The following is a 23,480-nucleotide window of genomic DNA, read 5'->3' on the forward strand; positions in this document are numbered from 1 at the left end:
GGCACAGAAAACTCCAAACCTATCGGGCAATTTCATCTGCCAGCAGCCCCACACTCATCGCATAATAATTCGAGCAATTATATTCGAGGATCGCCCGATAATTTGAGGTTAAGAGCCAAGCGGGAGTGCCCGGGCCGTCAGGCTGGAACAGCGTCACCAGTGTGTCAGGCGCAAGCGCACGTTGGGGTTGGACGCCGAGCGCACGCCATTCGGCGGCGCTCTTGTACACGCTGTGCCGTTCATGCACCCGGTTGCATACAGGCGCATCGATGGTTGTGCGATAGGCGGCGACATTGAACCCATTGGGGACAGATGCGCGTACACCCCACGGCTGCCCAGCACGCCAGCCGGAATCGCGGAAGTAGTTTGCGATGGACGCAAGTGCGTCATTGCCGTTGTTCATGATGTCGGCACGCCCATCACCGTCTCCGTCGGCGGCCAAGCGGAGATAGACGGAAGGGAGGAACTGCGGATTTCCGAAAGCACCGGCCCAGCTGCCCTTAAGCTCGCTGCGCGAATAGCCCTTGTCGGCCACCTTCATCAGGGCAACCCATTCCCCGGCGAATAGGTCGCGCCTGCGCCCTTCCCATGCCAGAGTGGCGAGGGCCTGCGAGAGATCGAAGCCGCCCTTTACGGCGCCGTAGGCAGTTTCATGTCCCCAGATCGCCACGAGGATCTCGGCCGGTACACCGTACTCGCTTTCGATGGCGCGCAGGCGGGAACGGTAATTCGCATAGGCTCGCTGGCCACCATTGATACGCGCGCTGTCGACATGCGTGGCGATGTAAGGTGCAAGTGGAGGATAGCCGCTGCTAGTGGGTGAGCCAGGTTGCGATTGATCGAGTTCGATAACCCTTCGGTTGGGTTCGAGACCGGCGGTCATACGCTGAAGCGTGCTCTCAGAAACGCCCTCGGCGCGCGCTCGGGCGATCAGCAGCTGCATATAGGCATCGAACGACAAATCGCTCTGCGCTGTTGCGGAGGTGGCGGGCAGCGACAGGGCGAGAGCGGCGGTGAGGGCGAGGATTTTCTTCAATGTCATGTCCCAATTCTCGCAGACGCGGGATGAATGGCAAGTGTCGGATTTCGCATGGCCTTACGAAATGAGCCGTGTCGGTCGTGACAAGCCGGATGCTTGACGCTAGCTAGCCTTTCGCTCGCGGACAGGTGGCAGAGCGGTTGAATGCACCGGTCTTGAAAACCGGCAAGGGTGCAAGCCCTTCGTGGGTTCGAATCCCACCCTGTCCGCCAGCAAATACGCCAATCGGGCGCTTCTGTTTGCAGATCGCGACGACGCCGAGGACCTGCCGGGTTCGGAATCGGAGCGCATCGCGCGGAGACGTCCGGAGCGAAGCGCAGGGCAATCCCACCCTGTCCGCCAGCTAGTCCTTCTTCTTTTTAGGACCGCGAACCAAAGATTGATCGGCGCGTTCCCAGGCGGGATAATCCTCTGCCTCGACGCTCGACTGGTTCTTCAGAGCGATGTGATCTTCCACGATACCGCCATCGCGCTGTGCTTCCAGATCGTCTTCCTCGCCCTGCGGCTGATCGTCGATTTCATATTCCATGATCGTCTCCTCCGTACCGTAACGCATGAGAAGACAGTGGGTTGCAGCGTTTCAGTCGACCGAGAGTCGGTGCCGTGAGAGCGCCTCGTAATCATCGCGGCTGGCATCGGCGACCCGGGCGAATTCTCCGTCCAGCTGTGACATCTGCTTGGGGGCTTTGCCGAAACCGGTCGATGCGTTGACCTTGTCGTACCAGTGCGCACCCCAGACGCCGTCTTCGGCGTGGGGTCCGGTTTCCCAGGACAGCATGGCCGGGTCCCACGGTATCTCGAGAGCCTCGCACAAGCGTTCGAGTACGCGGGCCGGATCTGCGAGAATGTCGTCCGAGTCCACCACCGGCGGGACACGGCCCGATCGATCTCTCTCTAACTCGAAATAGCGCCGTAGCTGCGCAAACCCCAGCATTTCGGGGCGCCGCAATTCGTTCTTCTTGCGATAGCTCGCCACGACCCTCTCGGGAGCGCGGATGAGGAAGGCGTGGCGATGTTGCGGCATGTCCTCGATCGAGACCGGCCCCACCATGTGATGCGGCATATGCTTCTGATACCAGATCGGCTTGCCGCCCGGTGCAGGCCCGGACTGTGTCTTGAGGACCGAATGCCAGTCGCAATCCATCGAATCGATCGTTTCGCGTCCGAAAGGATGATCGTCCCCGCTGGTCTGCAGAAACGCGCCGTAGAAAGGCTCGTCGGAAACGGCGCAGTCGGCCCGCGCTCCGAAGCTGCGCATCATGGCGGTCGAGATATTGCGGGGGCCGGACCACATGGCAATGCGAATGGTCATGGGCGGTCCATCCCCGCGACATCCTTTGCAAGGCGGTCGAGATAGAGCTGCTGGAGGCGTTCGACGACAGGGCCGCGCTGCGTGGAGATCACGCGACCGTCGATCGTTCCCACCGGAGCGACACCTGCGAAGGTTCCGGTCGTGAAAGCCTCCTCGGCGCCATAGACGTGCGTCAGCGAGAAGTTGCGCTCGCGCACCGTCATGCCGGCCTCCCTAGCGATCTCGATCACCACGCCGCGCGTGATCCCGTCGAGGCAGTAGTCGCCGCTGGACGTCCAGACCTCGCCATCGCGCACGATGAAGAAGTGCGTCGAATTGCAGGTCGCAACGAAGCCGTGCGGGTCGAGCATCAGGCCCTCGTCCGCCCCGGCCTGCGCTGCCTGGATACAGGCGGTGATGCAGTTGAGCTTGCTATGCGAATTGAGCATCGGGTCCTGCACATCGGGATAGCCGCGGCGCACGTGGACCGTGGCGAGCGTCAGCATGCGCGTCGCCGTTTCCGGCGCGGGCTCCTTCCATTCCGGGATCATCACGATGGTCGCAGGGGTCACTACCACGCGGGGATCCTGATAGGGCGTGGAGCGGATGCCGCGGGTGACCATCAGCCGGATATGGACGCCCTCCCCATCCATCCCGTTCGCGTCGAGCACGGCGTATAAGCGCCGCTCCATTTCCTCGCGCGGGATGCCGATATCCATGTGGATCGCTTTTGCCCCGCGCCAGAGACGGTCTAGGTGGCGATCGAGGAAGGCGAGCCTTCCGTGGTGCAGGCGAATGCCCTCCCACACCCCGTCGCCGAGCATGAAGCCGCTGTCGAAGACGCTGATCTTCGCCTCGGGGCGGCGGTGGTGCTCGCCATTGATATCGATCAGAACATTCTCGTTGCGCTCGTCGGCGACGTAGAGATGTGTTCCGCGAGTTTCGGCGTCCATCAGTGGCCCCTCTTCAGGATTTCGTCCATCTGCTCTCGCAGGATCGGGTCCCACTCGCTGCGCAGTTCCTTGACCTTGGCGATCAGCGGTTGGTTCTGCTCGAACGGAATCTCCATATCGTAGAGGTCGGCGACTTCGCGCATCGAGCTGCGGTCCATTTCCTCGAAGGCATCGGTCGCCGCGCGCGCTTGCTGGCGATCCATGCCCAGTGCCTCGAATGCCGAGCGCCCCATGCGCAGCGAACTGTCGTAGGTCTCGCGGATGATGTCGCGACAGCCATAGGCCCACAGCTCGTAGACGTGGTTTCGGTCGATCGCCCGCGCGGTCACATGCAGCTTCGGAAAGTTGGCGACGGCGTATTTCACTAACTTGTCGATCTGCTCCTTTTCGTCGAGCGCGACGACCAGCAGCCTGGCCTTGTCGATACCTGCCGAAGCCAGGAGGTCGGGCCGCGTCGCATCGCCGAAGTAGCTGCGGAAGCCGAACTTGCGAACCATCTCGAGATGCTTGCTGTCGTAGTCGATGACAGTGGTGGAGTAGCCCGCGGCCTGCAGCATGCGGTCGACGATCCCGCCGACCCGACCACGCCCGGCGATGATGACCTGGTTCTCCTCGTCGATCGTGTCCGCCTCGGCCTGCTGGCCAGTGCAGTGGGCGCGCGCCACGACCTTGTCGTAGAGGATGAATAGCAGCGGGGTGACCAGCATGGTCAGCGCGACTACGAGCAGCAGCAGGTCGGCCATCGCTTGGTCCAACACGGCATTGCCGACGGCAAAAGCGATCAGGACGAAGGCGAACTCGCCAGCCTGCGGCAGGCTGAGCGCGAACAGCCAGAGCGCCTGTCGCCGCAGTCCGTAGCTGTATCCGACCAGCAAGAGCACTGCCAGCTTGGCGAGGATCGTCACCGCCGCCCAGAACACCACTTCGCCGATCATTCCGGCTGCCAGCCCGAAGTCGATGCCGGCGCCGACGGTGATGAAGAACAGGCCCAGCAGCAGGCCCTTGAACGGATCGACGTCGCTTTCCAGTTCGTGCCGGTACTCGCTGGTCGCCAGCACGACACCGGCGACGAAGGCCCCCAGCGCGGGCGAGAGGCCGACGAGCGACATCAGCAGGGCGATGCCGATCACTACGACCAGCGCGGCTGCAGTGAAGAGCTCGCGCAGATTAGCTGCAGCGATATAGCGGAACAGCGGGCGGATGGCGTAGATGCCGATCGCGACGACCGCGGCGACTGCGGCGACGCGCGAGAGGCCGGCAAGCCAGACGGGCATCGCCTCGGTCAGATCGATTCCGCCATGCGCGCCCTCCCCGCCGTGCCCCGCCGAGGCAGCGCTGTAGAGCTCCGGCATCGCAAGCAGCGGCAGCAACGCCAGGATCGGGATTACCGCCACGTCCTGCACCAGCAGCACCGAGAAGCTGGCCTCGCCGCCTTCGCTGCGCAGCAGGTTCTTCTCGGTCAGCGTCTGGACGATGATCGCCGTGGAGGAGAGCGCGAGGATGAGCGCGATGGCCAGCGCGGTCTGCCACGGGTTCGCCGCGATCAGCCCGATGACGAAGATTGCGCCGGTCGTCAGCAGCACCTGCCCGCCGCCCAGCCCCGCCAGCTTGCCGCGCATCTCCCACAGGCGCTTTGGCTCCATTTCGAGGCCGATGATGAAGAGCATCATCACTACGCCGAACTCGGCGAAGACCTGCAGTGCGTCCACGTCGACATTCAGCGCGCCGAGCAGCGGGCTGATCGCCATACCCGCCAGCAGGTAGCCGAGCACCGAGCCGAGGCCGAATCGGTTCGCCAGTGGAACGGCCACCACGCCTGCGACGAGGAGCAGGAAGGCTAGGATCAGGAAGCTCGTCATCGCCCTTCCCTATCCTGCCCGGTCAGATGTGCAACGCTCTGCCGTAGCTCGCCAGCACGCTCTCATGCATGCTCTCGCTGATGGTCGGATGCGGGAAGACGGTCTGCATCAGCTCCGCCTCGGTGGTCTCCAGCGTCTTGCCGACGACGAAGCCCTGGATCATCTCCGTCACTTCCGCGCCGACCATGTGCGCGCCCAGCAGCTCGCCCGTCTTCGCGTCGAACACGGTCTTGCAGAAGCCCTCCGCCTCGCCCAGCGCGATGGCCTTGCCGTTGCCGATGAAGGGGAAGGTGCCCACCTTGACCTCGTGGCCCGCTTCCTTCGCCTTTTCCTCGGTCAGACCGACGCTGGCGATCTGCGGGTGGCAATAGGTGCAGCCCGGGATGTTGGCGCGGTCGAGCGCGTGCGGGTGAAGGCCCTTCACGCCCAGCTCGGTCGCGATGGCTTCGGCGGCGGTCACGCCCTCGTGGCTCGCCTTATGCGCCAGCCAGGGGCCGGGCGTGCAGTCGCCGATGGCCCACAGACCCTTCGACTTCGTGCGCCCCATCCCGTCGATCTGGATGAAGCCGCGGTCCATTTCGACCAGCTTGTCGAGGCCGATGCCTTCGGTGTTCGGCACGATGCCGATGGCGACGATGCAGTGGCTGAACTCGGTCTCGGCGACCTTGCCCTTGGCGTCCTTGATCTTCGCCTTCACGCCCTTGTCGGAGACCTTGAGATCCTCGACGCCCGCGCCGGTCATGATCGTCATGCCCTGCTTGGTCAGGTTCTTCTCGAGGAAGGCGGAGATGTCCTTGTCCTCCACCGGCACGATCCGGTCGAGCATTTCGACCACGGTCACGTCCGCGCCCATGTCGTTGTAGAAGCTTGCGAACTCGATCCCGATCGCGCCGCTGCCGATCACCAGCAGCTTCTTCGGCATTTCCGGCGGGGTCATGGCGGTGCGATAGGTCCACACCCGCATGCCGTCCGCCTTGGCGAAAGGCAGGTCGCGCGCGCGGGCACCGGTGGCGACGATCACGTGTTTGGCGCTGAGCTTCTCCTCGCCCTTATCCGATTTCACGGTGAGGCTGGTCGGGCCAGTCAGCGTGCCCTCCCCCATGTGGACCGCGATCTTGTTCTTCTTCATCAGGTGCGTGACGCCCTGGTTGAGCTGCTTGGCGACGCCACGGCTGCGCTTCACCACCGCTTCGAGGTCGGCTTCGATCTTGCCCGCGACCTTCAGGCCGTAGTCGCTCGCGTGCTCCATGAAGTGCTTGATCTCGGCAGAGCGCAGCAGCGCTTTGGTCGGGATGCAGCCCCAGTTGAGACAAATCCCGCCGAGCAGCTCGCGCTCCACGATGGCGGTCTTCAGCCCCAACTGCGCGCAGCGGATCGCAGCGACATAGCCGCCGGGTCCACTGCCGAGCACGATTACGTCATATTGGGTTTCAGCCATGATTCGTCTCTGGTATCTCTCGTTTCGTCTCAGACATGGACCGGGTGTTACACAGTCCAGGCGGGAAAATTCTTCGGGGTCGCGAGCGGGTGCTTTCGGCTGAGGTCACGGAGGCGTAAGCGGCGGTCATGCGTTTCATCTGCCATGAACGGCCCTCTGTAGGACAGCATCACGCCCACTTGCTTCCGACCGCCCGGACGGGGCGCGGTTTGTCATCGTCTCCCAGCATCACGAACTTGAACGTGCCGCTCGCCACCTTGGTCTCGGCCTCGCCATTGCGTGTCCGGGCGATGGCTTCGGCGGCGATGGTCAGCGAGGTGTTGCCGGTGGCGAGGATCTCGCAATAGACCGACAGCTCGTCGCCCACCGCCATCGCGCCGGGGAAGGCGAAATCGGTTGCCGAGACCACCACCGCCTTGCCCTGCCCCTCCCGGCTCGCCAGCGATCCTGCACCGAGTGCCATCTGGCTCATCAGCCACCCGCCGAATACCCCGCCATAAGGATTGAGGTCGGTCGGCATCGCCGTGACTCGGATGAGGGGGGAGCGGTCAGGCATTGCGGGTCACCGCATCGTGGATAGCCCCTGCGACTGCATCGGTATCGAGCAGGATGTCGTTGTTCCAGAAGCGCAGGACACGGAAGCCTTGCGCTCGCAACCAATCGTCACGGATCAGGTCTTTAGGGTTATTCGCGTGTTGCGATCCATCGGCCTCAATTATCAACCGCGTTCCGAAACAGACAAAATCCACAATGTAGTCATCGATCTGTTTCTGTCGCTTGAATTTAGCGCCAGCCATTCGACCCGCTCGCAGTAACGACCACAATCTGGCTTCTGCCTCGGTCGGTTGTTGGCGCATGCGCTTTGCGAGTGGGAGCAGGTTGCGCTTGCCCCCTCTCCTTCCCACCGCTTCGCGGCGGGCCCCTTCCTCTCCCGCGAGGGGAGAGGAGTTTTGCATCCTCTCCGCTTGCCGGAGTGGATACGCAGACTTGCGAGCTTGCTCGCTAGTCGAAGTTGGAGAGGTCAAACCACCAGCCCCATCGGGTTCTCGCACAGCTGCTTGAAAGCCTCCATCAGCTGCGCGCCATCGGCGCCGTCTATGGCACGGTGGTCGAACGAACCGCTGGCGGTCATCACCGTGGCAACCTGCAGCGCGCCGTCGACCACATAGGGGCGCTGCTCGCCCGCGCCGACGGCCATGATCATGCCCTGCGGGGGGTTGATGACCGCGTCGAACTGCTTGATGCCGAACATGCCGAGGTTTGAGAGGCTGGCCGTGCCGCCCTGGTATTCGTGCGGTTGCAGCTTGCCCTCGCGCGCCTTCTCCGCAAGCTCCTTCATCGTGGTGCTGATCGCGGCGAGGCCCTTAGTATCCGCCTCGGTAATGATCGGGGTAATGAGGCCGGTCGGCGCGGCAACGGCCACCGAGACATCGGCGCGCTTGTAGCGGTGGATGGTGTCGCCCTGGAAGCTGACGTTGCATTGCGGCACGCGCATCAGCGCGCGGGCCAGCGCCTTGATCAGCAGATCGTTGACCGACAGCTTGACCCCGTCCGCCTCCAGCCCGGCGTTGAGCTGCTTGCGCAGGTCGAGCATCGCATCGAGCCGCACGTCCACGGCAAGGTAGTAATGCGGGACCTGCTGCTTGCTCTCGGTCAGGCGGCGGGCGATGACCTTGCGGACATTGGTGAGCTTTTCTTCCTCGTAGGGCGCACCGTATTCGCTTTCGGCCGGCGTCTTGCTGGGTGTGCGCGGTTCGGCCATTTCGGCAGTCGCGTCCTGCTTGGCGGGAGCGGATGCCTTGCCGTCTTCCGCGCCTTCGACATCGGCCTTCACGATGCGGCCGCGCGGGCCGGAGCCAGTCACGTTGGCGAGATCGACGCCTTTCTGCTCGGCAATGCGGCGCGCAAGCGGCGAGGCGATGATACGCTCGCCGCTGTCGTCTTTCGGCGCAGCGGGGGCTTTCGTATCGACTTCGACGGGAGTGCGGGCGGGCTCGGCGCTTTTGCGGGGTGCGGCTTTGGCGGGTTCGGCCTTGGCGTCCGGCTCGCTGTCCGATTTGCTCTCAGCAGCAGTATCGCCCCCTTCCGGAGCAGCCGCAGCCGCCTCGTCCAGGTCTTCACCCTCTTCCGCGAGCATCGCGATGACGGTCCCGACCTTCACACCCTCGCTGCCCTCGTCGACCGCGATCGAGGCGATCGTGCCTTCGTCCACGGCTTCAAATTCCATCGTCGCCTTGTCGGTTTCGATCTCGGCCATGATGTCGCCGGCTTCCACCTTGTCGCCCGGCTTCACCAGCCATTTGGCGAGCGTGCCCTCCTCCATGGTGGGCGACAGGGCGGGCATCTTGATCGGCGTGGGCATGTTTACGTTACGTCCTCGCTGGGGAGAGAGTTCGCCCGCACCTCTGGCCAAAATGGCACGGGCAAGCAAGGTCCTTGCGCAGAATACGAATTACAAGATAGGCCCGCGTGCAAGAGAGGGGACTTTGGATGCGTATCTATCTGGTCGTGATGGACGAAACCGAGGAGGCGAAGCGGGCGCTGCGGTTCGCCAGCCTGCGCGCCTACAAGACCGGCGGGACCGTGCACATCCTGGCGCTGGTACCGCAGCAGACCTTCAATGCCTTCGGCGGGGTGCAGGCGACGATCGAGCAGGAAGCGCGCGACCGGGCGGAGGTGATGGCCAATTCGGCCGCGGGCAATATCTTCGGCGAGATGGGCAAAATGCCGACTATCGCCGTGCGCCCCGGCGCGCCAGCCGACGTCATCCGCAAATATATCGAGGAGCACGGCAATATCGCGGCACTGGTGCTGGCGACGAGCGCGGAGGGCAATTCCGGCCCGCTCGTAAACCATTTCGCGGCAACGGCGGGGAACCTGCCCTGCCCGCTCTACCTGATCCCCGGCGGCATTTCGAAAGACGAGCTGGACGCGCTGGCCTGATCGCTCAGGTCAGCGTGCCGCGCGTCGGGTAGCCCTTTTCGATCGAATAGGTCAGGCCTTCGAGCAGGTCGTCGAGATCGGGCCGCGTGAACGGCGCGCTCTGGACCACTGCCAGATGCAGCGTCCCGTCGGGCTTCACCAGGAACAGGCCGGGTTCGGAGAACGTATCCGGCTCCTCGCTGCCTTCGCGCTTTTCGCTGATGTAGAGGCCCCATTCGCGGGCTTTATCCTTGGCGAGCGAGTGGGCGATGGGCAGGTCGTGGGTCTCCCACTCCTCATGCGCAACGGCGGCACGCTCGGGGCTGTCCATGCTGACCGAGAACACATTGATGCCCTTGTCGGTAAAGTCGGACAATCGCCCGCCGAGTTCGGTCAGGTATTTCTTGCAGATCGGACAATGCTTGCCGCGATAGAACACCAGCATGGTGTAGTTCTCGGGCTCCTGCTTCGACAGTTCGAAGCGCGCGTCGATGGTCAGCGGCAGGTCGAGATCGGGCACTTTCTGGCCGGGGATAAGCTGGGGCATGATGTCTCCTTTTAGAGCATCAATGACCCCTGCCCCGGCCCGTTCCGAAGCTACTTCTTGCGGCCCCGATGGCGGATGTTGCCCGGCCGCCCCCGCTTGCCCTGATCGTGCTTCTGGCGTGGTGCGCCCTTGCCTTTCTTGGACCCGTTCTTGGGAGCCCCCTTGCGCTGGTGCGAGCGCTTCTTCGGCTCGGCGCGATTACCGCGACTTTCGACACCATGCCCGTCGCTGTCGGGCACTTCGAACTTGAGCGCACCGGTCAGCGCATTGGCCTCGGCCAGCTTCAGCTTCAGCCGGTCGCCAACGGCGTATTCGGTGCCGCTCTTCTCGCCGACCAGCTTCTGGGCCTTCTCGTCGTAAGTGAAATATTCTCGGCCCAGCGTGCTGACCGGGACCAGCCCGTCGCCGCCGAGCTTGTCGATGGTGGCAAAGAAGCCGAAGCCCTGTACGCCGGTAATCCGCGTGTCGAAGGTCTCGCCGACACGGCCCGAGAGCCATGCCGCGACATAGCGGTCGATCGTATCGCGCTCCGCCTCCATGGCGCGCCGTTCGGTCTGGCTGATGGCATCGGTGATCTGGCTGAGCGCGGTCTTGTCGCGATCGGACAGACCCGAGCCTTCCGGCAGGTCCAGCTTCGGCTTCGGCTTCGGTTGCTCGAGCTTGTAGGCATCGACCAGCGCGCGGTGGACCAGCAGGTCGGCATAGCGGCGTATCGGCGAGGTGAAGTGCGCATAGCTGCCCAGCGCGAGGCCGAAGTGACCCGCATTGGCGGGCCCGTAATAGGCCTGTGTCTGGCTGCGCAGCACCGCTTCCATGATCAGCGCCTTTTCCGCCGGATCGGAAATGTCCTTCATCATGCGATTGAAGAGGCCCGGGGTGATCACCTGCCCCATGGCGAACTTGCGACCCTGGCTGGCCAGATATTCCTTGAACGCGAGTAGCTTCTCGCGGCTCGGGGTTTCGTGGACCCGGTACACGACTGGCGCGTTCTTCGCCTCCAGTGCCTTGGCTGCGGCGACGTTAGCTGCAATCATGAAGTCCTCGACGACGCGGTGCGCATCGAGCCGTTCGCGCACGGCGATTTCTTCGATCACGCCGTCGTCGTTCAGCTTCACCTGCCGTTCGGGCAAGTCGAGATCGAGCGGGTCGCGCGCCTCGCGGGCCTCGTAGAGCAGTTTCCAAGCGCCCCACAGGTTCGTGAGGTATTCCGGCGCATCGCCGGCATCGATGGCCGCCTGCGCGTCCTCGTAAGCGATGTTCTTCGCCAGCCGCACGATGGCGCGGGTAAAGCGCCAATCGGTGACCTTGCCCTCGGGCGAGATGCGGATGTGGCAGGCCATGGCCGCACGGTCGACATCCTGTTTCAGGCTGCAAACGTCGGCGCTCAACACCTCCGGCAGCATGGGCACGACCCGGTCGGGGAAATAGACCGAATTGCCGCGCTTCCTCGCCTCGCGGTCGAGCTGGCTGCCCGGGCGCACGTAATAGCTGACATCGGCAATCGCGATGATGGCCCGGTAGCCGCCCTTGCCGTCGGGCTCGGCCCAGATGGCATCGTCGTGGTCGCGCGCGTCGGCGGGGTCGATTGCGACAATGGGGACATCGCGCAGGTCTTCGCGATGCTCGTCGCTAAGCGGCAGATCGACCGCACGCTCCGCCTCTTCGATGACTTCGCGCGGGAAAATATGCGGGATGCCGTGCTTGGCGATGGCGATCAGGCTGAAGGCCTTGGGCGCCAGCGGATCGCCGACGACCTCGACCACTTTGACCTTGGAGCGCGGCGATTTTCCCATGCGCTCGGCCAGCACCAGCTCGCCGACCTCGGCCTCGCCGACATCGCCGATGGGCGAGGAATCGCGCACCTTCTTGTCGACCGGCGCGAGCCAGTAATTCCCGCTGCCGTCCTTCTCGACCACGCCCATCAGGCCTTCTGTGCGGGCGGGCAGCTTCTTGATCGGCGTCGCGCGCCAGCCGCGTTCGGTTTCCTCGTTACGCGCAAGAATGCGATCGCCGCGCTTGAGCGCAGCCATCTTCCTGCTTTCCTTGACCATGAGGCGCGGCGGCTTTTCCTTGCTGTCGGGCGCCCAATTTTCAGGCTCCGCAACCGTTTCACCGTCCTCGATCGCAACGATCTTCAGTACGGTGACCTTCGGCACGCCGCCCATGCGGTGATAGGCGGTGCGCTTGCCGTCGATCAGGCCTTCTTCGGCCATGTCCTTGAGGCGCTTCTTCAGCGCGATCTTCTCCTGCCCCTTGAGGCCGAACGCCTTGGCAATCTCCCGCTTGCCGGCGGGCGTCTCGGAGGTCTGGATGAATTCGAGTATCTGTTCGTTGCTCGGCAGGCCCTTAGGCTTCCGATGTTTGTTCTGTTTTGTCATGCGCGCCATATGGGGATGGGCTTACTCGGTTTCATCCTCTTCCACCGGGATCGGGGCGAATTGGCCTGCCGGGACAGCGCTGGAGACCGGGCTGCGCGACCCGTCGGCACCGGTAGCACTGACTCCGAAAATCCAGTCGTCGCCGCGCACGCCTTCCAGCCTGGCATTGGTCGCGACGATATTCTCGATCACCGGCTCTTCGCGCCAATAGGCTTCATCGGTGCGGCGCTGCCACACGGTGTAGCCGACAGCGCCCGGGACCTCGCTCCACGCGATGTCGGTGTAGGTTTGCACGGCGGCTTCCGCAGTTGAGGCTGGTGGGGCAGGGGTTCGAGCAAGTTTGTCGAGTGCGCGGATGTTGAACTGCGTCACCTTGGCGAGATAGGCGAAGTCCATCTCGTCCGCCGTGTCGCCATAGACGGTTCCGCTTTCGGTCCGCAGGTCCTGGTGCTGATGCTCGTAATCCTCGACCGCCACGGCGATGCGGATGGCGGGAAAGCCCTTCTCCATGAACGGAATCTGGTCCCCGCCGCGCCCCATGCGGTCGACCCGCCAGATCTGGCGCACGTCGAGCCCGCCCTCGGTCTCGTCGGCGACATTGTCGAGCCAGCGCGAAAGGTTGCGGCTCGGGCTATCGTTCTCTCCGCCCTCGCGGCGCTGGGCGGCGCGGACGGCGTCGGTCAGATCGGCGCGCGGGCCTTCGGAGAACACGCGGACGTGGTCGGGATCGCAATAGCCGTCGCTGCCGCAGCTATTGCCGACCACGTCGTTGTTAAGCACGGCCTTGACCTGCCAGCCCTGCTCTTCGGCATAGTCCGCCATCAGGCGTCCGCCGTAGAGCCCCTGCTCCTCGCCCGAGAGCAGCGCATAGACGATGGTGACCGGATAGCTGTTTTTGGCGAGCTGGCGCGCAGCTTCGAGGACCAGCACCGTACCGGAGCCATCGTCATTTGCGCCTGGCGCATCGCTTTCCCAGTCCATCGCATCGGTGACGCGGCTGTCGATATGCGCCTGCACGATGACGACCTCGTTAGGCCGCTCGGTCCCGCGCTGGATCGCGACGGCGTTGCGGATGCGCGTCGGGCGCGGCAAGCGGCGGCCCTCTTCGATGCGTTCGGGCGCAACCATCGTCAGGCAACCGCCGCAGCTTTCGGAAATGCGGCCGAATTCGGCCAGCCCCCAGTCGACTGCCGCACCGATGCCGCGCTCCGGATTGTCCTGCTCCGACAGCGTGTGGCGGGTGCCGAAGCCGACCAGCGTGTCGATATCCGCTCGCAGGCGCTCCTGCGAGACGTCGGCAGCAGGATCAGCCCCCTGCGCGGCGAGCGGTGTGGTGGCAAGGAGGGCGGCGAACAGGGAGAGTTTTTTCATGGCCGAAGCTCTCGGCCAAACGCGTCGTCAAATCAAGCTAGTAAGCCTTCGCCAGCAGGACGCGCTCGACAGCCGGTTCGCCAGTAAAGATGCACGCCCCATCGACCGGCGCGGCGTCCATCGGCAAATTGCGGATCGTCAGCTTGTGCTCCTTGAGCCGCTCGACCACCTTTTCCAGCGCTTCTCCGGTCGGTTTGGACCACTGGACCTCGACCCAGCCGGGATATTTCGACGCTGCGAAATGCTGCTCGACTTGGGCGAATTCAGTGACACCGCGCGTTATGTTCTCGTTGCGCCGTTCCCCGGCCGCCGTCAGAAGCGATGCCTGCATGTCGGCGAGAATGTCCGGCACCGTCTGACCGGCAACCTCGCGAGTGGGCGTCTGGAAAGCAGGCTTGCCGCTCTCTGCGTCCCATAGGCGGTCGCGGCGAAGCAGGCTGACGACGCCATTGTCCATGTCGCGGCCGCCGACCTCGATGATCACAGGCGCGCCCTTGCGGACGTAATCCCAACGCTTGGCCGCGGCCTTGCCCGGACGTGTGTCGAGCAGGACCCGCAGCGGCTCGCCCAGCACATGCTGACTGGCGAGCGTTGCGCGCAGAGCTTCGCAATAGTCGATCAGCGCTTCGTCTTCGGGCTTGTCGCGCAGCATCGGCAGGATGACGACCTGCTGGGGCGCGATCTTCGGCGGCAAGCAGAGGCCGTCGTCATCGCCATGCGTCATGATGACGCCGCCGACCATGCGGGTCGAAACGCCCCAGCTGGTGGTGTGGCAAAGGCTTTCGCTGCCTTCCCTGTTCTGGAACTTGATGCCGGAGGCCTGCGAGAAATTGGTGCCCAGATAGTGGCTGGTGCCAGCCTGCAAGGCCTTGCCGTCCTGCATCATCGCCTCGATCGACCAGGTTTCGACCGCACCGGGGAAACGCTCGTTCTCGGGCTTTTCTCCCGCTACGACAGCCAGAGCGAGATCTTCGTCGGCGAAGGCCCGATAGACTTCGAGCATCCGCAGCGTGTGCTCCTTCGCCTCGGCTTCGTCGGCATGGGCCGTGTGGCCCTCCTGCCATAGGAATTCGCTGGTGCGCAGGAACATGCGGGTGCGCATTTCCCAGCGCACGACGTTCGCCCACTGGTTGAGCTTGAGCGGCAAATCCCGCCAGCTCTGCACCCAGCGCGCCATCGCATCGCCAATGATGGTTTCGGACGTTGGCCGCACGACCAGCGGCTCTTCCAGCTTGGCTTCGGGATCGGGGATCAGCCCTCCGTCCTTGCCCGCGATCAGGCGATGGTGCGTGACGACAGCCATTTCCTTGGCGAACCCTTCGACATGCTCCGCCTCGCGTTCGAAATTCGAGAGCGGGATGAAGATAGGGAAATAGGCATTGTCGTGCCCGGTCGCCTTGATGCGGTCGTCGAGCAGGCGCTGCATGCGCTCCCATATGCCATAGCCCCACGGACGGATGACCATGCAGCCGCGCACGCCCGATTCCTCGGCCATTTCGGCAGCGGAGATGACTTCCTGATACCAGGCTGCGAAATCGTCGGCGCGCTTGGTGTTCAGGGCATGGCGGATCTGGGCCACGGGCGTTCCTCGGGAGCTATGGTGGAAAGGCGCGGGGGCCGATGCCGCTATTTCGACAGTTCGTCCAGCTTCTTCTGCATGGCCGCCATCTGCTCGCGCATCTGGGCGAGTTCGTCGGTCTGCTCCGGTTTGGCATTCTTCGCGCCGGTCTTGCGGGTGCCGGGAATGAAAGCTTCCGCGGCGTTCTGCATCATCTTGAAATTGGCCTCCGCCATCTTGGCGAGCGGATTGGCCTCGATGCCCTTGGCGAAGGCTGCCTGTAGCTGTTCGCGGTTCTTGCGGAAGTTCGTCATGCTCGCTTCGAGATAGCTCGGCATCATCGACTGCATCGAATTCCCGTACATGCTGATGAGATCGCGCAGGAAGCTGACCGGCAGCATCTGCGTGCCATGGCTTTCTTCCTCGACGATGATCTGCGTCAGGATGGTGTGGGTAATGTCGTCCCCGCTCTTCGCGTCGAGCACCTGGAAATCGACATTCTCACGGACCATCTTCGCCAGATCGTCGAGCGTGATGTAGCTGCTGGTGTCGGTGTTGTAGAGCCGCCGGTTGGCGTATTTCTTGATGATGATCGGCTCGCCGTCTGCGGTACGCTTGGCCATCCTTGCATGCTCCCCGGATTGTGCAGTGCAGAGGAAGGCTTAGCACGTGCAAAAACGGCAGCGCAACATGACGCAAAGGTCAACCGAAGCGGCGTCCCAGAACGGTCAACAATTCATACTGCGAAAGAGAGGTTTGCCGCGCAGCATCGGGCAGGTGGTAGGGTAGCGAGACCCAGTCCCCCTCGCCGATCCCGGAAGCGTCGGTGAGGTCCAGGACGATCATGTCCATCGACACCTTGCCGAGGATTGGAAGGCGCTTGCCGTCGACCTCGAAATGGGCTCCGGCCCAGTTGCGCAGAATCCCGTCGGCATAGCCTAGCGAAACGACGCCGACACGCATCGTTGAAGGGGCCGTGAAGGTTGCGTTGTAGCCGACGCTTTCGCCCGCTCCGATCTGCCGGGTTTGGATTATCCTCGCTTGCGGATAGGCGACCTGCTGGATACCATCGGCAAGTTCCGATCGCGGGATCCCGCCATAGAGAGCAAGCCCGGGGCGCGTCAGATCGAATGAGAAGTCGTTTCCGAGCGCCACGCCCGCGCTGTTGGCCAGGCTGGTCTCGCGATGCGCAACCTTGCCCATGACTTCGCGAAATGCACCGAGCTGGACCGGGTTCTTGTCGCTGTCTTCATCGGCACAGGCGAGATGGCTCATCAGGACTTCGACCGATAAAGCCTGAATTGCAGGGTCGTTCACCTCGTAGGGCGAAATGCCGAGGCGATTGATGCCGGTGTCCACCATCAGATGGCAGGGATAACCGCCGTTTTCGGTCCAGATTTGCGCCTGCCTTACGCTGTCAATGACTGGCCGCACGCCGGTGGCTCTGGCGTAGTCTGCCTCCGCGGCAGAGCCGACGCCGTGCAGCACCGCGATTTGTTCTGCAGGTACATGTTTTAGAACCGCGGGGACCTCGGACCAATGCGCAACGAAAAAGTCCCGGCACCCCGAATTGCGCAGGACCGGTACGCAGGTATTCACGCCAAGACCGTAGCAATCCGCTTTCACCGCCGCGCCCGCCCTCGCCGAGCCCGACAGACGGTCGAGCGCGCGCCAGTTATGGGCGAGCGCATCCTCGTCGATATGCAGCCGCAGGGTCGGCGGAGGCAGGTCAGCCATGCGCGTCTTCGAAGTCTTTCGGCGGGCCGTCGGGAATGCCCCACCACGCGACCAACAACCCGAATGCCACAACCGCGATCGTGTACCAAAGCCCGGAATAGGCGTTACCCGTCATGGCCACGATATAGCCTGCGATCAGCGGCAGGAAGCCGCCGAGATAGCCTGCGCCGATGTGGTAGGGGATGGATATCGAACTATAGCGAATCTTGGCCGGAAACATCTCGCACAGCAGCGCCGCGACCGAGCCGTAGGTCAGGGCCGAAAGCATGCCGAGAACCAGCAGAAGTACGATGATCCCGATGATGCTTGTCGTCGGCGGGGTCTGCCGCTCGAAATTGTAGCCCTGCTCTTCCAGCCAACCCTGGATCGTCGCCCGGCGGTCGCTGTCGCCGACCCCGGCGTACTCATAGGGCTGCGAACCGATCGCGACCGATTGGGCAGAGCCCGCCCCGATGTCGTAGGGCACCCCTAGCGCCGTGAGATCCTGCAAAACCCGGCCGCAACTGCTCGCCTGCACTTCGGCGAAGGGATCGTAATCGCAAGCTTCGCCCGTCACCACGACCGGGGCAGCCTCCGCGCTGGCATTCAGGCCCGGATTGGCGAGCGCTCCGATGCCCCAGAACACGGGAAACAGAAGCAACAGCGAAAGGGCGGCGCCGATGATGATCGGCTTCTTGCGCCCCACCCTGTCGGACCATTTGCCGACCACGAGGTAGAACCCCATCGATATCGAACCGGCGATAAGCAGCATCCATTCGACGACATTCTCGTCGACGCGCATGGGGCCGCGCAGGAACGAAAGGCCGGAAAAGAAGGCTGTGTACCAGATCGTTGTCAGGACGCCGGTAATGCCGAACAGAGCCACGAAAATGCGCTTGCCGTTGCCGGGATAAGTCAGGCTTTCCTTAAACGGATTGGCGGAGGTCTCGCCGGCCTCTTTCATCGCCTGGAACACCGGGCTTTCGGACAGCTTTAAACGCATCCAGAGCGAAATGCCGAGGAGGACGATCGAGAGCAGGAACGGGATGCGCCAGCCCCAGGCCGCGAAATCGTCTGCCGGGATGAACGCGCGGCACGCGATGACCACGATGATCGAAAGCACGAAGCCGCCGACCACGCTGGCCTGGATGAAACTGGTGTAGAAGCCGCGTTTTTCGGGCGGTGCATGCTCCGCGACATAGATTGCCGCGCCGCCATATTCGCCGCCCAGCGCAAGGCCTTGCAGGATACGCAGGCCAATCACGATGATCGGCGCAACGATCCCGATGCTTGCCGCGCTGGGGATCAGACCCACGCCGGCAGTCGCCACGCCCATCAACGTGACGGTCACGAGGAAGGTGTATTTGCGCCCCAGCCTGTCGCCAAGAAAGCCGAACAGGATCGCGCCAAGCGGACGGAAGCCGAAGCCGACGGCAAAGCCAGCCCACACGAGGAGGATTTCGAGGGTCTCGTTATCGCTGGGAAAGAAGGCCGCGCCGATCAGCGCAGCGAGAGTACCGTAGATGAAAAAGTCGTACCACTCGAAGATGGTCCCCGCCGAACTCGCTGCGATCACGAGGCGGATTTCCTTGTCGGTCGGTTCCCTTTGCAAGGCGGTTGTGCCCCCGGACATGCGTCGCTCCCCAATTGCCCTTTAGCGCTGTTTGCCCGAGTTTAGCGGGAGGCTGTTTCCTTGGAAAGCGCGTCCAGCGCAGCTCTCCACGGCAAGAGGATCGCTTCGTGACGGCCTTGATGCGGCAGCGCCGGTTCGAGCATGCCTAGGCGCGGCCAGTCCGGCAGCTCGCCCCCAGACGACAACCACGCGGCGATGCTCCGCTCCGCCGCCTCCAGGTCTGCGAAGTTCCTGCCGACTGCGTCGCCCGCAAAGATCGCCGCAGCTGCCTGGCCGACCGCGCAGGCACTCACCTTCATGCCGACACTGGATATCGCGCCAGCGCCATCGATTGTGCAACCGATCGCCAGCGTGCTTCCGCAGGTGCGCGAACGCACTTCACCAGAATGCGGCGCGTGAGGATCGAGAGGAATATCCGCCAGCTCGACCGCGAGAGCCAGAAGTTGCGGGGAGTAAAGCGTAGTCCGCGCTGGCGCCGTCATTCGGCTTCGGCGGCCTCTTCGCCGCGAAGGCGAGCGCGCCTTTCTGCCAGAACGTCGGACAAGGACCGTGAGCCGGCATCGACGAGCTCATAGCTGCGAGCGGTCGTGATCCATGCCGGACGACCCTTGTAGCCCCAGATGTCGTCGTAGCCGAGCACCAGCAAGGAGAAAGCGACCACGGCGATTACGATGCCCTTGATCGCCCCGAAACCGAAGCCAAGCACGCGGTCGATCGGTCCGAGGACCGTGCCACTGGATGCGGAGCTGGCATTGCTGGCGATGACCTTCATCGCCGCATAGGGAATCAGCAGCAGGATGGTGAAAGTCAGAAGCGTGGTCGTGATGCCCGACCCAAGGTAGTCCTGCATGAACAGCGTCAAGGGTGTGTGAAGCTGCTTGATTGCAAACACCGCAAGCACCCACGCCGCGAGCGAGAAAAATTCCTGCACGAAACCGCGCATGAAACCGCCGACCGCCGCAATGCCGACGATGAACAGCACTATTAAATCGAAACCCGTCATGACGGGGCGCAGAATTATGCGCTGCCCATCACCCGGTCAACGAGGTTGGCGAGTTGTCCCAAACCCTTGTATTCGAGTGTGACATCCTTGCCTTTCGTATCGACCGGTCCGAACCCGCGCTCGAAACCGAGTTTCGCCGCCTCACGCAGGCGCAAACCACCATGCGCGACGGCACGAATTTCCCCGGCAAGTGAGACTTCGCCGAGCCAGACGCTGCGATCCGGCAACGGCTTGTCGGCCAACGCGCTTACCAGCGCTGCTGCCACGGAAAGGTCTGCCGCCGGGTCGGACAGGCGATAACCGCCCGCCACGTTGAGATAGACTTCCGCCGAGCTGAAATTGAGCCCGCAGCGCGATTCGAGCACCGCGAGGAGCATGGCGAGGCGCCCGCTATCCCAGCCCACGACCGCGCGGCGCGGGGTCGCGCCCGATTGTAGGCGCACGATCAGCGCCTGAATTTCCAGCAGCACCGGCCGCGTCCCTTCGATGGCCGGGAACACCGCGCTGCCCGCCATCGGCTCGTCCCGCCCCGAAAGGAAAAGCATCGAGGGATTGGCAACCTCCTCCAGCCCCTCGCCCGCCATCGAGAACACGCCGATCTCGTCCACCGCGCCGAAGCGGTTCTTGAGGGCGCGCAGGATGCGGTACTGGTGGCTGCGCTCGCCCTCGAAGCTCATCACCACATCGACCATATGTTCGAGCACGCGCGGCCCGGCGATATTGCCTTCTTTCGTCACATGGCCCACCAGCACCAGCGCAACATCGTTTTCCTTGGCGTAGCGGATCAGCTCGAAAGCGCAGCCGCGCACCTGGCTGACCGTGCCCGGCGCGCCCTCGATCGTGTCCGAATGCATGGTCTGGATCGAATCGATCACGAGGAAGCTCGGCGCTTCCATCTGACCCAGCGTGGTCAGGATATCGCGCACACCTGTCGCCGCGGCGAGCTTGACCGGCGCATCGGACAGCCCGAGCCGCGCCGCGCGCATGCGGACTTGCCCGGTCGCCTCCTCGCCGCTGACATAAACGACGCCGCGCCCCTCGCGCGCGATCTTTCCGGCGGCCTGCAGCAGGAGGGTCGATTTGCCGATCCCGGGATCGCCGCCCATCAGGATTGCCGAACCCGGTACCAGCCCGCCGCCAAGTGCGCGGTCGAACTCCGCCAGACCGGTCGGTTGGCGTGCCGGCAGCGCACCCGGCTTGTCGAGATCGACGAATTCTACCGCCCGCCCGCCGCTGGACAGATCGTGCTTCAGCGAGAAGACCGTCGCCGGTGCATCCTCGGTCAGCGTGTTCCACTCGGCGCAATCGGCACATTGGCCCTGCCAGCGGTGAGAGACACTGCCACAGGCCTGGCAGACATAGCGTTTCTTGGGCTTGGCCATGGGCGCTTGCTAACCGGAACATTTGCGGAACGCAATTGCCATCTGCGATGTAGCCGTGCAAACCGGACGCGATGCGCCAGAAAGAATTACGAATAGCGCTGGTCTGTTATGGCGGGGTGAGCCTGGCGGTCTACATGCACGGCGTCACGCGCGAACTGTGGCAGCTGGCCAGGGCGAGCCGCGATTTCCATAGCGAGAATGCGCCGCGAAGCGGCGTCGATGCCGTCTATCGTCGCCTGTTCGAGCGGATGGAGGAAATCCACGACCTGCGCCTGCGGGTGCTGCCCGACATCATGAGCGGTGCGAGCGCGGGCGGGATCAACGCCGTCTTCCTGGCGCAGGCGATCTATTCCGGCCAGTCGCTCGAACCACTGACCGATCTGTGGCTGGAAGTGGCCGATGTCGATGAACTGGTCGATCCGGAGGCCAAACCCAACTGGCGCCTGTCCAAGTTCTGGGCCCAGCCCTTCGCCAATTGGCTGCTCAGCAGGCCGGGGAGCGATATTGCGGACACGGTCGCACCGGAGACGCGGCGCGAAGTCGAGCGCAAGGTATCGCACCTTATCCGCGGGCGCTGGTTCGAACCACCGTTCTCGGGGCTGGGCTTTTCGCGGCTTCTCGAACGGGCCTTTGCGGCCATGGAGCAAACGCGGGCAGAAGCGCCTCTGCTGCCGCCGGGCCACCCGCTCGACCTTTATGTCACCGCGACCGATTTTCACGGGCACATGGAGCTGCTGCACCTCAACAGTCCGCCGGTGGTCGAGGATACCGAGCACCGGATGCCGATCTTCTTTCGCGAACGGACGCCGAAGCATGGCGGCGAAGGGCTGGCCAATCCGCTCGAGCTCGTGTTTGCGGCACGGGCAACGGCCAGCTTTCCCGGCGCTTTCCCGCTCTTGCGCCTCGACGAAATGGATGCGCTTTCGGATGCAAGCGGGCGCAGCTGGCCCGGGCGCGATGCCTTCCTCGAACGCATCATGCCGGTGCATGTGATGCGCGAAACCACCGACCACGTTTCGCTGATCGACGGGTCGGTGCTGGTCAACAAGCCCTTCGCCGGCGCGATCGGCGCGCTACGGGGCCGACCGGCCCAGCGCGAGGTGGACCGGCGCTTCATTTATGTCGACCCGCGGCCCGACAGGTTCGGCAAGCCAGACGGCAGCAAACACGAGCCGGTCGGGTTTTTCTCCGCCATCTTCGGCTCGCTCTCGACCATCCCGCGTGAGCAGCCCATACGCGACAATCTGGATCAGCTGGAGGAGCAAACGCGCGAGGCGGAAAGGATCGGGCGGATCGTCTCTTCCCTGCGGCCAGAAGTCGATGCGGCGGTCGAAAAGCTGTTCGGTCGCACGCTCTTCCTCGACCGGCCGACGCCAGCGCGGCTCGGCAACTGGCGGCGCAAGGCGCAGCAGGCGGCGGTGGAGCAGGCGGGATATGCTTTTCATTCCTACGCCCAGGCCAAGCTAAGCGGTATCGTGCAAAGGCTGGCTCGCCTCACGATGGCTGCCGCCCCGCGCCTGGCGCTGGACGATACCGGCCCGATCGAGGCGGTTCTGCGAGCGGAATTGCACCGGCGCGGGCTCAACATACTGTCTTTGCCCGGAGGCGGGGCGACGCCGCAGGCGATCGCCTTCTTCCGCGAGCACGATATCGGTTTCCGCATCCGCCGCCTGCGCCTGCTCGCGCGCCGCCTTGCTCGCGATTGGGAGGCCGATCCGGAGATTCCCGACGAGGCGCTGCAGCAAGCCCGGGACACGGTCTATGCGATCCTGTCCCTGTATTTCGAGAAGGAGGGCACCGCCGCGCTCGGGCCGGCCTTCGAAGGCGTCGCCGAGCAGGTGCTGGCCGATCCCGGAACGCTGCTGGACATGCTCGATGCCAAGCGGCTGTTGCCGGAGATCGACGATCGGGCGGAGGTGATGCTGGCCGAGGCGCTGGAGCAAATGCCCAAGAACCTGCGGCGGCGCATGCTCTTCGCCTATCTCGGCTTTCCATTCTACGACACGGCCACTCTAGCCCTGTCGCGCAACGAGGGACTGACCGAATTCGATGTTGTGAAAGTCGACCGGATCAGTCCGGACGATGCTCGCAGTATTCGCGAGGGTGGGACACAAGCGACCTTGCGCGGGATCGAGTTCTACAATTTCGGTGCCTTCTTCAGCCGCGCCTATCGCGAGAACGATTACCTCTGGGGTCGCCTGCACGGAGCAGAGCGGATGATAGACATCGTTTGCTCCACCATGCCCGAGCCCCTGCCCGACGGGGCGTGCCGCGAATACAAACGCGACGCTTTCCATGCGATCCTAGACGAGGAGCTCGAGGCCGGGCGCTGCTCGGTCAGGCTGATCGATCAGCTCCGCCGTGAAGTGAGCGAGCGCCTACCCTAGAAT

At 63.8% G+C, this 23,480-nt stretch carries 21 protein-coding genes and 1 tRNA gene; 3 read left to right on the forward strand and 19 right to left on the reverse strand.

Annotated features, from left to right (window positions below):
* Positions 1-19 precede the first annotated feature (19 nt).
* Positions 20-1,042: a lytic murein transglycosylase gene (locus P8R33_RS09050; RefSeq protein WP_278328647.1), complete on the reverse strand. Its 1,023-nt coding sequence runs from the start codon at positions 1,040-1,042 to the stop codon at positions 20-22.
* A 119-nt stretch (positions 1,043-1,161) separates the two neighbouring features.
* Between P8R33_RS09050 and P8R33_RS09055 the strand changes: the two genes are divergently transcribed.
* Positions 1,162-1,251 (forward strand) — tRNA-Ser (locus P8R33_RS09055).
* 131 nt (positions 1,252-1,382) lie between these two features.
* Here the strand turns inward: P8R33_RS09055 and P8R33_RS09060 are convergent.
* The 8 genes from P8R33_RS09060 to P8R33_RS09095 form a co-directional block, all read right to left on the reverse strand.
* Positions 1,383-1,568 (reverse strand): hypothetical protein, encoded by a 186-nt coding sequence (locus P8R33_RS09060; protein ID WP_278328648.1) that lies wholly within the window; start codon positions 1,566-1,568, stop codon positions 1,383-1,385.
* A 51-nt stretch (positions 1,569-1,619) separates the two neighbouring features.
* Positions 1,620-2,351, reverse strand: coding sequence for a sulfotransferase-like domain-containing protein (locus P8R33_RS09065; protein ID WP_278328649.1), 732 nt, complete (start codon positions 2,349-2,351; stop codon positions 1,620-1,622).
* Positions 2,348-3,283, reverse strand: a complete 936-nt coding sequence (locus P8R33_RS09070) for an aminotransferase class IV (protein ID WP_278328650.1) — start codon at positions 3,281-3,283, stop codon at positions 2,348-2,350. Before P8R33_RS09070 ends, P8R33_RS09065 begins: the two co-directional genes overlap by 4 nt.
* Complete coding sequence (locus tag P8R33_RS09075; protein WP_278328651.1) at positions 3,283-5,142, reverse strand: cation:proton antiporter domain-containing protein; 1,860 nt, start codon at positions 5,140-5,142, stop codon at positions 3,283-3,285. The genes P8R33_RS09070 and P8R33_RS09075 overlap by 1 nt, the downstream gene beginning before the upstream one ends.
* 22 nt (positions 5,143-5,164) lie before the next feature.
* A complete protein-coding gene (gene lpdA / locus P8R33_RS09080) occupies positions 5,165-6,580 on the reverse strand; it encodes a dihydrolipoyl dehydrogenase (protein WP_278328652.1) in 1,416 nt (471 codons plus the stop codon).
* Positions 6,581-6,749: 169 nt separating this feature from the next.
* The gene (locus P8R33_RS09085) at positions 6,750-7,136 is read right to left on the reverse strand and encodes an acyl-CoA thioesterase (protein WP_278328653.1); all 387 of its coding nucleotides are present in this window, start codon (positions 7,134-7,136) and stop codon (positions 6,750-6,752) included.
* The gene (locus P8R33_RS09090) at positions 7,129-7,536 is read right to left on the reverse strand and encodes an endonuclease domain-containing protein (protein WP_278328654.1); all 408 of its coding nucleotides are present in this window, start codon (positions 7,534-7,536) and stop codon (positions 7,129-7,131) included. Before P8R33_RS09090 ends, P8R33_RS09085 begins: the two co-directional genes overlap by 8 nt.
* A gap of 65 nt (positions 7,537-7,601) precedes the next feature.
* On the reverse strand, positions 7,602-8,942 hold the full coding sequence (locus tag P8R33_RS09095) for a pyruvate dehydrogenase complex dihydrolipoamide acetyltransferase (RefSeq protein WP_278328655.1): 1,341 nt from the start codon (positions 8,940-8,942) through the stop codon (positions 7,602-7,604).
* Between the two features lie 128 nt (positions 8,943-9,070).
* Here P8R33_RS09095 and P8R33_RS09100 point away from each other — a divergent pair, with 128 nt between their 5' ends.
* On the forward strand, positions 9,071-9,523 hold the full coding sequence (locus P8R33_RS09100) for a universal stress protein (protein WP_278328656.1): 453 nt from the start codon (positions 9,071-9,073) through the stop codon (positions 9,521-9,523).
* Between the two features lie 4 nt (positions 9,524-9,527).
* On the opposite strand, the gene P8R33_RS09105 is transcribed toward P8R33_RS09100, so the two are convergent.
* The 10 genes from P8R33_RS09105 to radA form a co-directional block, all read right to left on the reverse strand.
* Positions 9,528-10,049: a peroxiredoxin-like family protein gene (locus tag P8R33_RS09105; RefSeq protein WP_278328657.1), complete on the reverse strand. Its 522-nt coding sequence runs from the start codon at positions 10,047-10,049 to the stop codon at positions 9,528-9,530.
* A gap of 50 nt (positions 10,050-10,099) precedes the next feature.
* Positions 10,100-12,436 (reverse strand): ribonuclease R, encoded by a 2,337-nt coding sequence (gene rnr, locus P8R33_RS09110; RefSeq protein ID WP_278328658.1) that lies wholly within the window; start codon positions 12,434-12,436, stop codon positions 10,100-10,102.
* 12 nt (positions 12,437-12,448) lie between these two features.
* On the reverse strand, positions 12,449-13,798 hold the full coding sequence (locus P8R33_RS09115; RefSeq protein ID WP_278328659.1) for a M20/M25/M40 family metallo-hydrolase: 1,350 nt from the start codon (positions 13,796-13,798) through the stop codon (positions 12,449-12,451).
* A 37-nt stretch (positions 13,799-13,835) separates the two neighbouring features.
* The gene (gene proS / locus P8R33_RS09120; protein ID WP_278328660.1) at positions 13,836-15,377 is read right to left on the reverse strand and encodes a proline--tRNA ligase; all 1,542 of its coding nucleotides are present in this window, start codon (positions 15,375-15,377) and stop codon (positions 13,836-13,838) included.
* A 47-nt stretch (positions 15,378-15,424) separates the two neighbouring features.
* On the reverse strand, positions 15,425-15,979 hold the full coding sequence (gene phaR / locus P8R33_RS09125) for a polyhydroxyalkanoate synthesis repressor PhaR (RefSeq protein ID WP_278328661.1): 555 nt from the start codon (positions 15,977-15,979) through the stop codon (positions 15,425-15,427).
* 79 nt (positions 15,980-16,058) lie between these two features.
* Positions 16,059-17,093: an alanine racemase gene (gene alr, locus P8R33_RS09130; protein ID WP_278328662.1), complete on the reverse strand. Its 1,035-nt coding sequence runs from the start codon at positions 17,091-17,093 to the stop codon at positions 16,059-16,061.
* Positions 17,086-18,705 (reverse strand): MFS transporter, encoded by a 1,620-nt coding sequence (locus P8R33_RS09135; protein WP_278328663.1) that lies wholly within the window; start codon positions 18,703-18,705, stop codon positions 17,086-17,088. Before P8R33_RS09135 ends, alr begins: the two co-directional genes overlap by 8 nt.
* Before the next feature lie 41 nt (positions 18,706-18,746).
* A complete protein-coding gene (locus tag P8R33_RS09140; protein ID WP_278328664.1) occupies positions 18,747-19,187 on the reverse strand; it encodes an iron-sulfur cluster assembly scaffold protein in 441 nt (146 codons plus the stop codon).
* Positions 19,184-19,708: a CvpA family protein gene (locus P8R33_RS09145; RefSeq protein WP_278328665.1), complete on the reverse strand. Its 525-nt coding sequence runs from the start codon at positions 19,706-19,708 to the stop codon at positions 19,184-19,186. The genes P8R33_RS09140 and P8R33_RS09145 overlap by 4 nt, the downstream gene beginning before the upstream one ends.
* A gap of 14 nt (positions 19,709-19,722) precedes the next feature.
* On the reverse strand, positions 19,723-21,090 hold the full coding sequence (radA, locus tag P8R33_RS09150; protein WP_278328666.1) for a DNA repair protein RadA: 1,368 nt from the start codon (positions 21,088-21,090) through the stop codon (positions 19,723-19,725).
* 71 nt (positions 21,091-21,161) lie between these two features.
* Between radA and P8R33_RS09155 the strand changes: the two genes are divergently transcribed.
* The gene (locus tag P8R33_RS09155) at positions 21,162-23,477 is read left to right on the forward strand and encodes a patatin-like protein (RefSeq protein WP_278328667.1); all 2,316 of its coding nucleotides are present in this window, start codon (positions 21,162-21,164) and stop codon (positions 23,475-23,477) included.
* The last annotated feature ends 3 nt before the right edge of the window (positions 23,478-23,480 follow it).

This window comes from Qipengyuania flavescens (assembly GCF_029688735.1).
In the GTDB taxonomy this organism is placed as follows: domain Bacteria; phylum Pseudomonadota; class Alphaproteobacteria; order Sphingomonadales; family Sphingomonadaceae; genus Qipengyuania.

Excerpts from the sequence above, each read along its gene's own strand:
- P8R33_RS09050 (WP_278328647.1), bottom strand. The coding sequence starts at position 1,042 with ATGACATTGAAGAAAATCCTCGCCCTCACCGCCGCTCTCGCCCTGTCG.
- P8R33_RS09060 (WP_278328648.1), bottom strand. The coding sequence starts at position 1,568 with ATGGAATATGAAATCGACGATCAGCCGCAGGGCGAGGAAGACGATCTG.
- P8R33_RS09065 (WP_278328649.1), bottom strand. The coding sequence starts at position 2,351 with ATGACCATTCGCATTGCCATGTGGTCCGGCCCCCGCAATATCTCGACC.
- P8R33_RS09070 (WP_278328650.1), bottom strand. The coding sequence starts at position 3,283 with ATGGACGCCGAAACTCGCGGAACACATCTCTACGTCGCCGACGAGCGC.
- P8R33_RS09075 (WP_278328651.1), bottom strand. The coding sequence starts at position 5,142 with ATGACGAGCTTCCTGATCCTAGCCTTCCTGCTCCTCGTCGCAGGCGTG.
- lpdA (WP_278328652.1), bottom strand. The coding sequence starts at position 6,580 with ATGGCTGAAACCCAATATGACGTAATCGTGCTCGGCAGTGGACCCGGC.
- P8R33_RS09085 (WP_278328653.1), bottom strand. The coding sequence starts at position 7,136 with ATGCCTGACCGCTCCCCCCTCATCCGAGTCACGGCGATGCCGACCGAC.
- P8R33_RS09090 (WP_278328654.1), bottom strand. The coding sequence starts at position 7,536 with ATGCAAAACTCCTCTCCCCTCGCGGGAGAGGAAGGGGCCCGCCGCGAA.
- P8R33_RS09095 (WP_278328655.1), bottom strand. The coding sequence starts at position 8,942 with ATGCCCACGCCGATCAAGATGCCCGCCCTGTCGCCCACCATGGAGGAG.
- P8R33_RS09100 (WP_278328656.1), top strand. The coding sequence starts at position 9,071 with ATGCGTATCTATCTGGTCGTGATGGACGAAACCGAGGAGGCGAAGCGG.
- P8R33_RS09105 (WP_278328657.1), bottom strand. The coding sequence starts at position 10,049 with ATGCCCCAGCTTATCCCCGGCCAGAAAGTGCCCGATCTCGACCTGCCG.
- rnr (WP_278328658.1), bottom strand. The coding sequence starts at position 12,436 with ATGGCGCGCATGACAAAACAGAACAAACATCGGAAGCCTAAGGGCCTG.
- P8R33_RS09115 (WP_278328659.1), bottom strand. The coding sequence starts at position 13,798 with ATGAAAAAACTCTCCCTGTTCGCCGCCCTCCTTGCCACCACACCGCTC.
- phaR (WP_278328661.1), bottom strand. The coding sequence starts at position 15,979 with ATGGCCAAGCGTACCGCAGACGGCGAGCCGATCATCATCAAGAAATAC.
- alr (WP_278328662.1), bottom strand. The coding sequence starts at position 17,093 with ATGGCTGACCTGCCTCCGCCGACCCTGCGGCTGCATATCGACGAGGAT.
- P8R33_RS09135 (WP_278328663.1), bottom strand. The coding sequence starts at position 18,705 with ATGTCCGGGGGCACAACCGCCTTGCAAAGGGAACCGACCGACAAGGAA.
- P8R33_RS09140 (WP_278328664.1), bottom strand. The coding sequence starts at position 19,187 with ATGACGGCGCCAGCGCGGACTACGCTTTACTCCCCGCAACTTCTGGCT.
- P8R33_RS09145 (WP_278328665.1), bottom strand. The coding sequence starts at position 19,708 with ATGACGGGTTTCGATTTAATAGTGCTGTTCATCGTCGGCATTGCGGCG.
- radA (WP_278328666.1), bottom strand. The coding sequence starts at position 21,090 with ATGGCCAAGCCCAAGAAACGCTATGTCTGCCAGGCCTGTGGCAGTGTC.
- P8R33_RS09155 (WP_278328667.1), top strand. The coding sequence starts at position 21,162 with ATGCGCCAGAAAGAATTACGAATAGCGCTGGTCTGTTATGGCGGGGTG.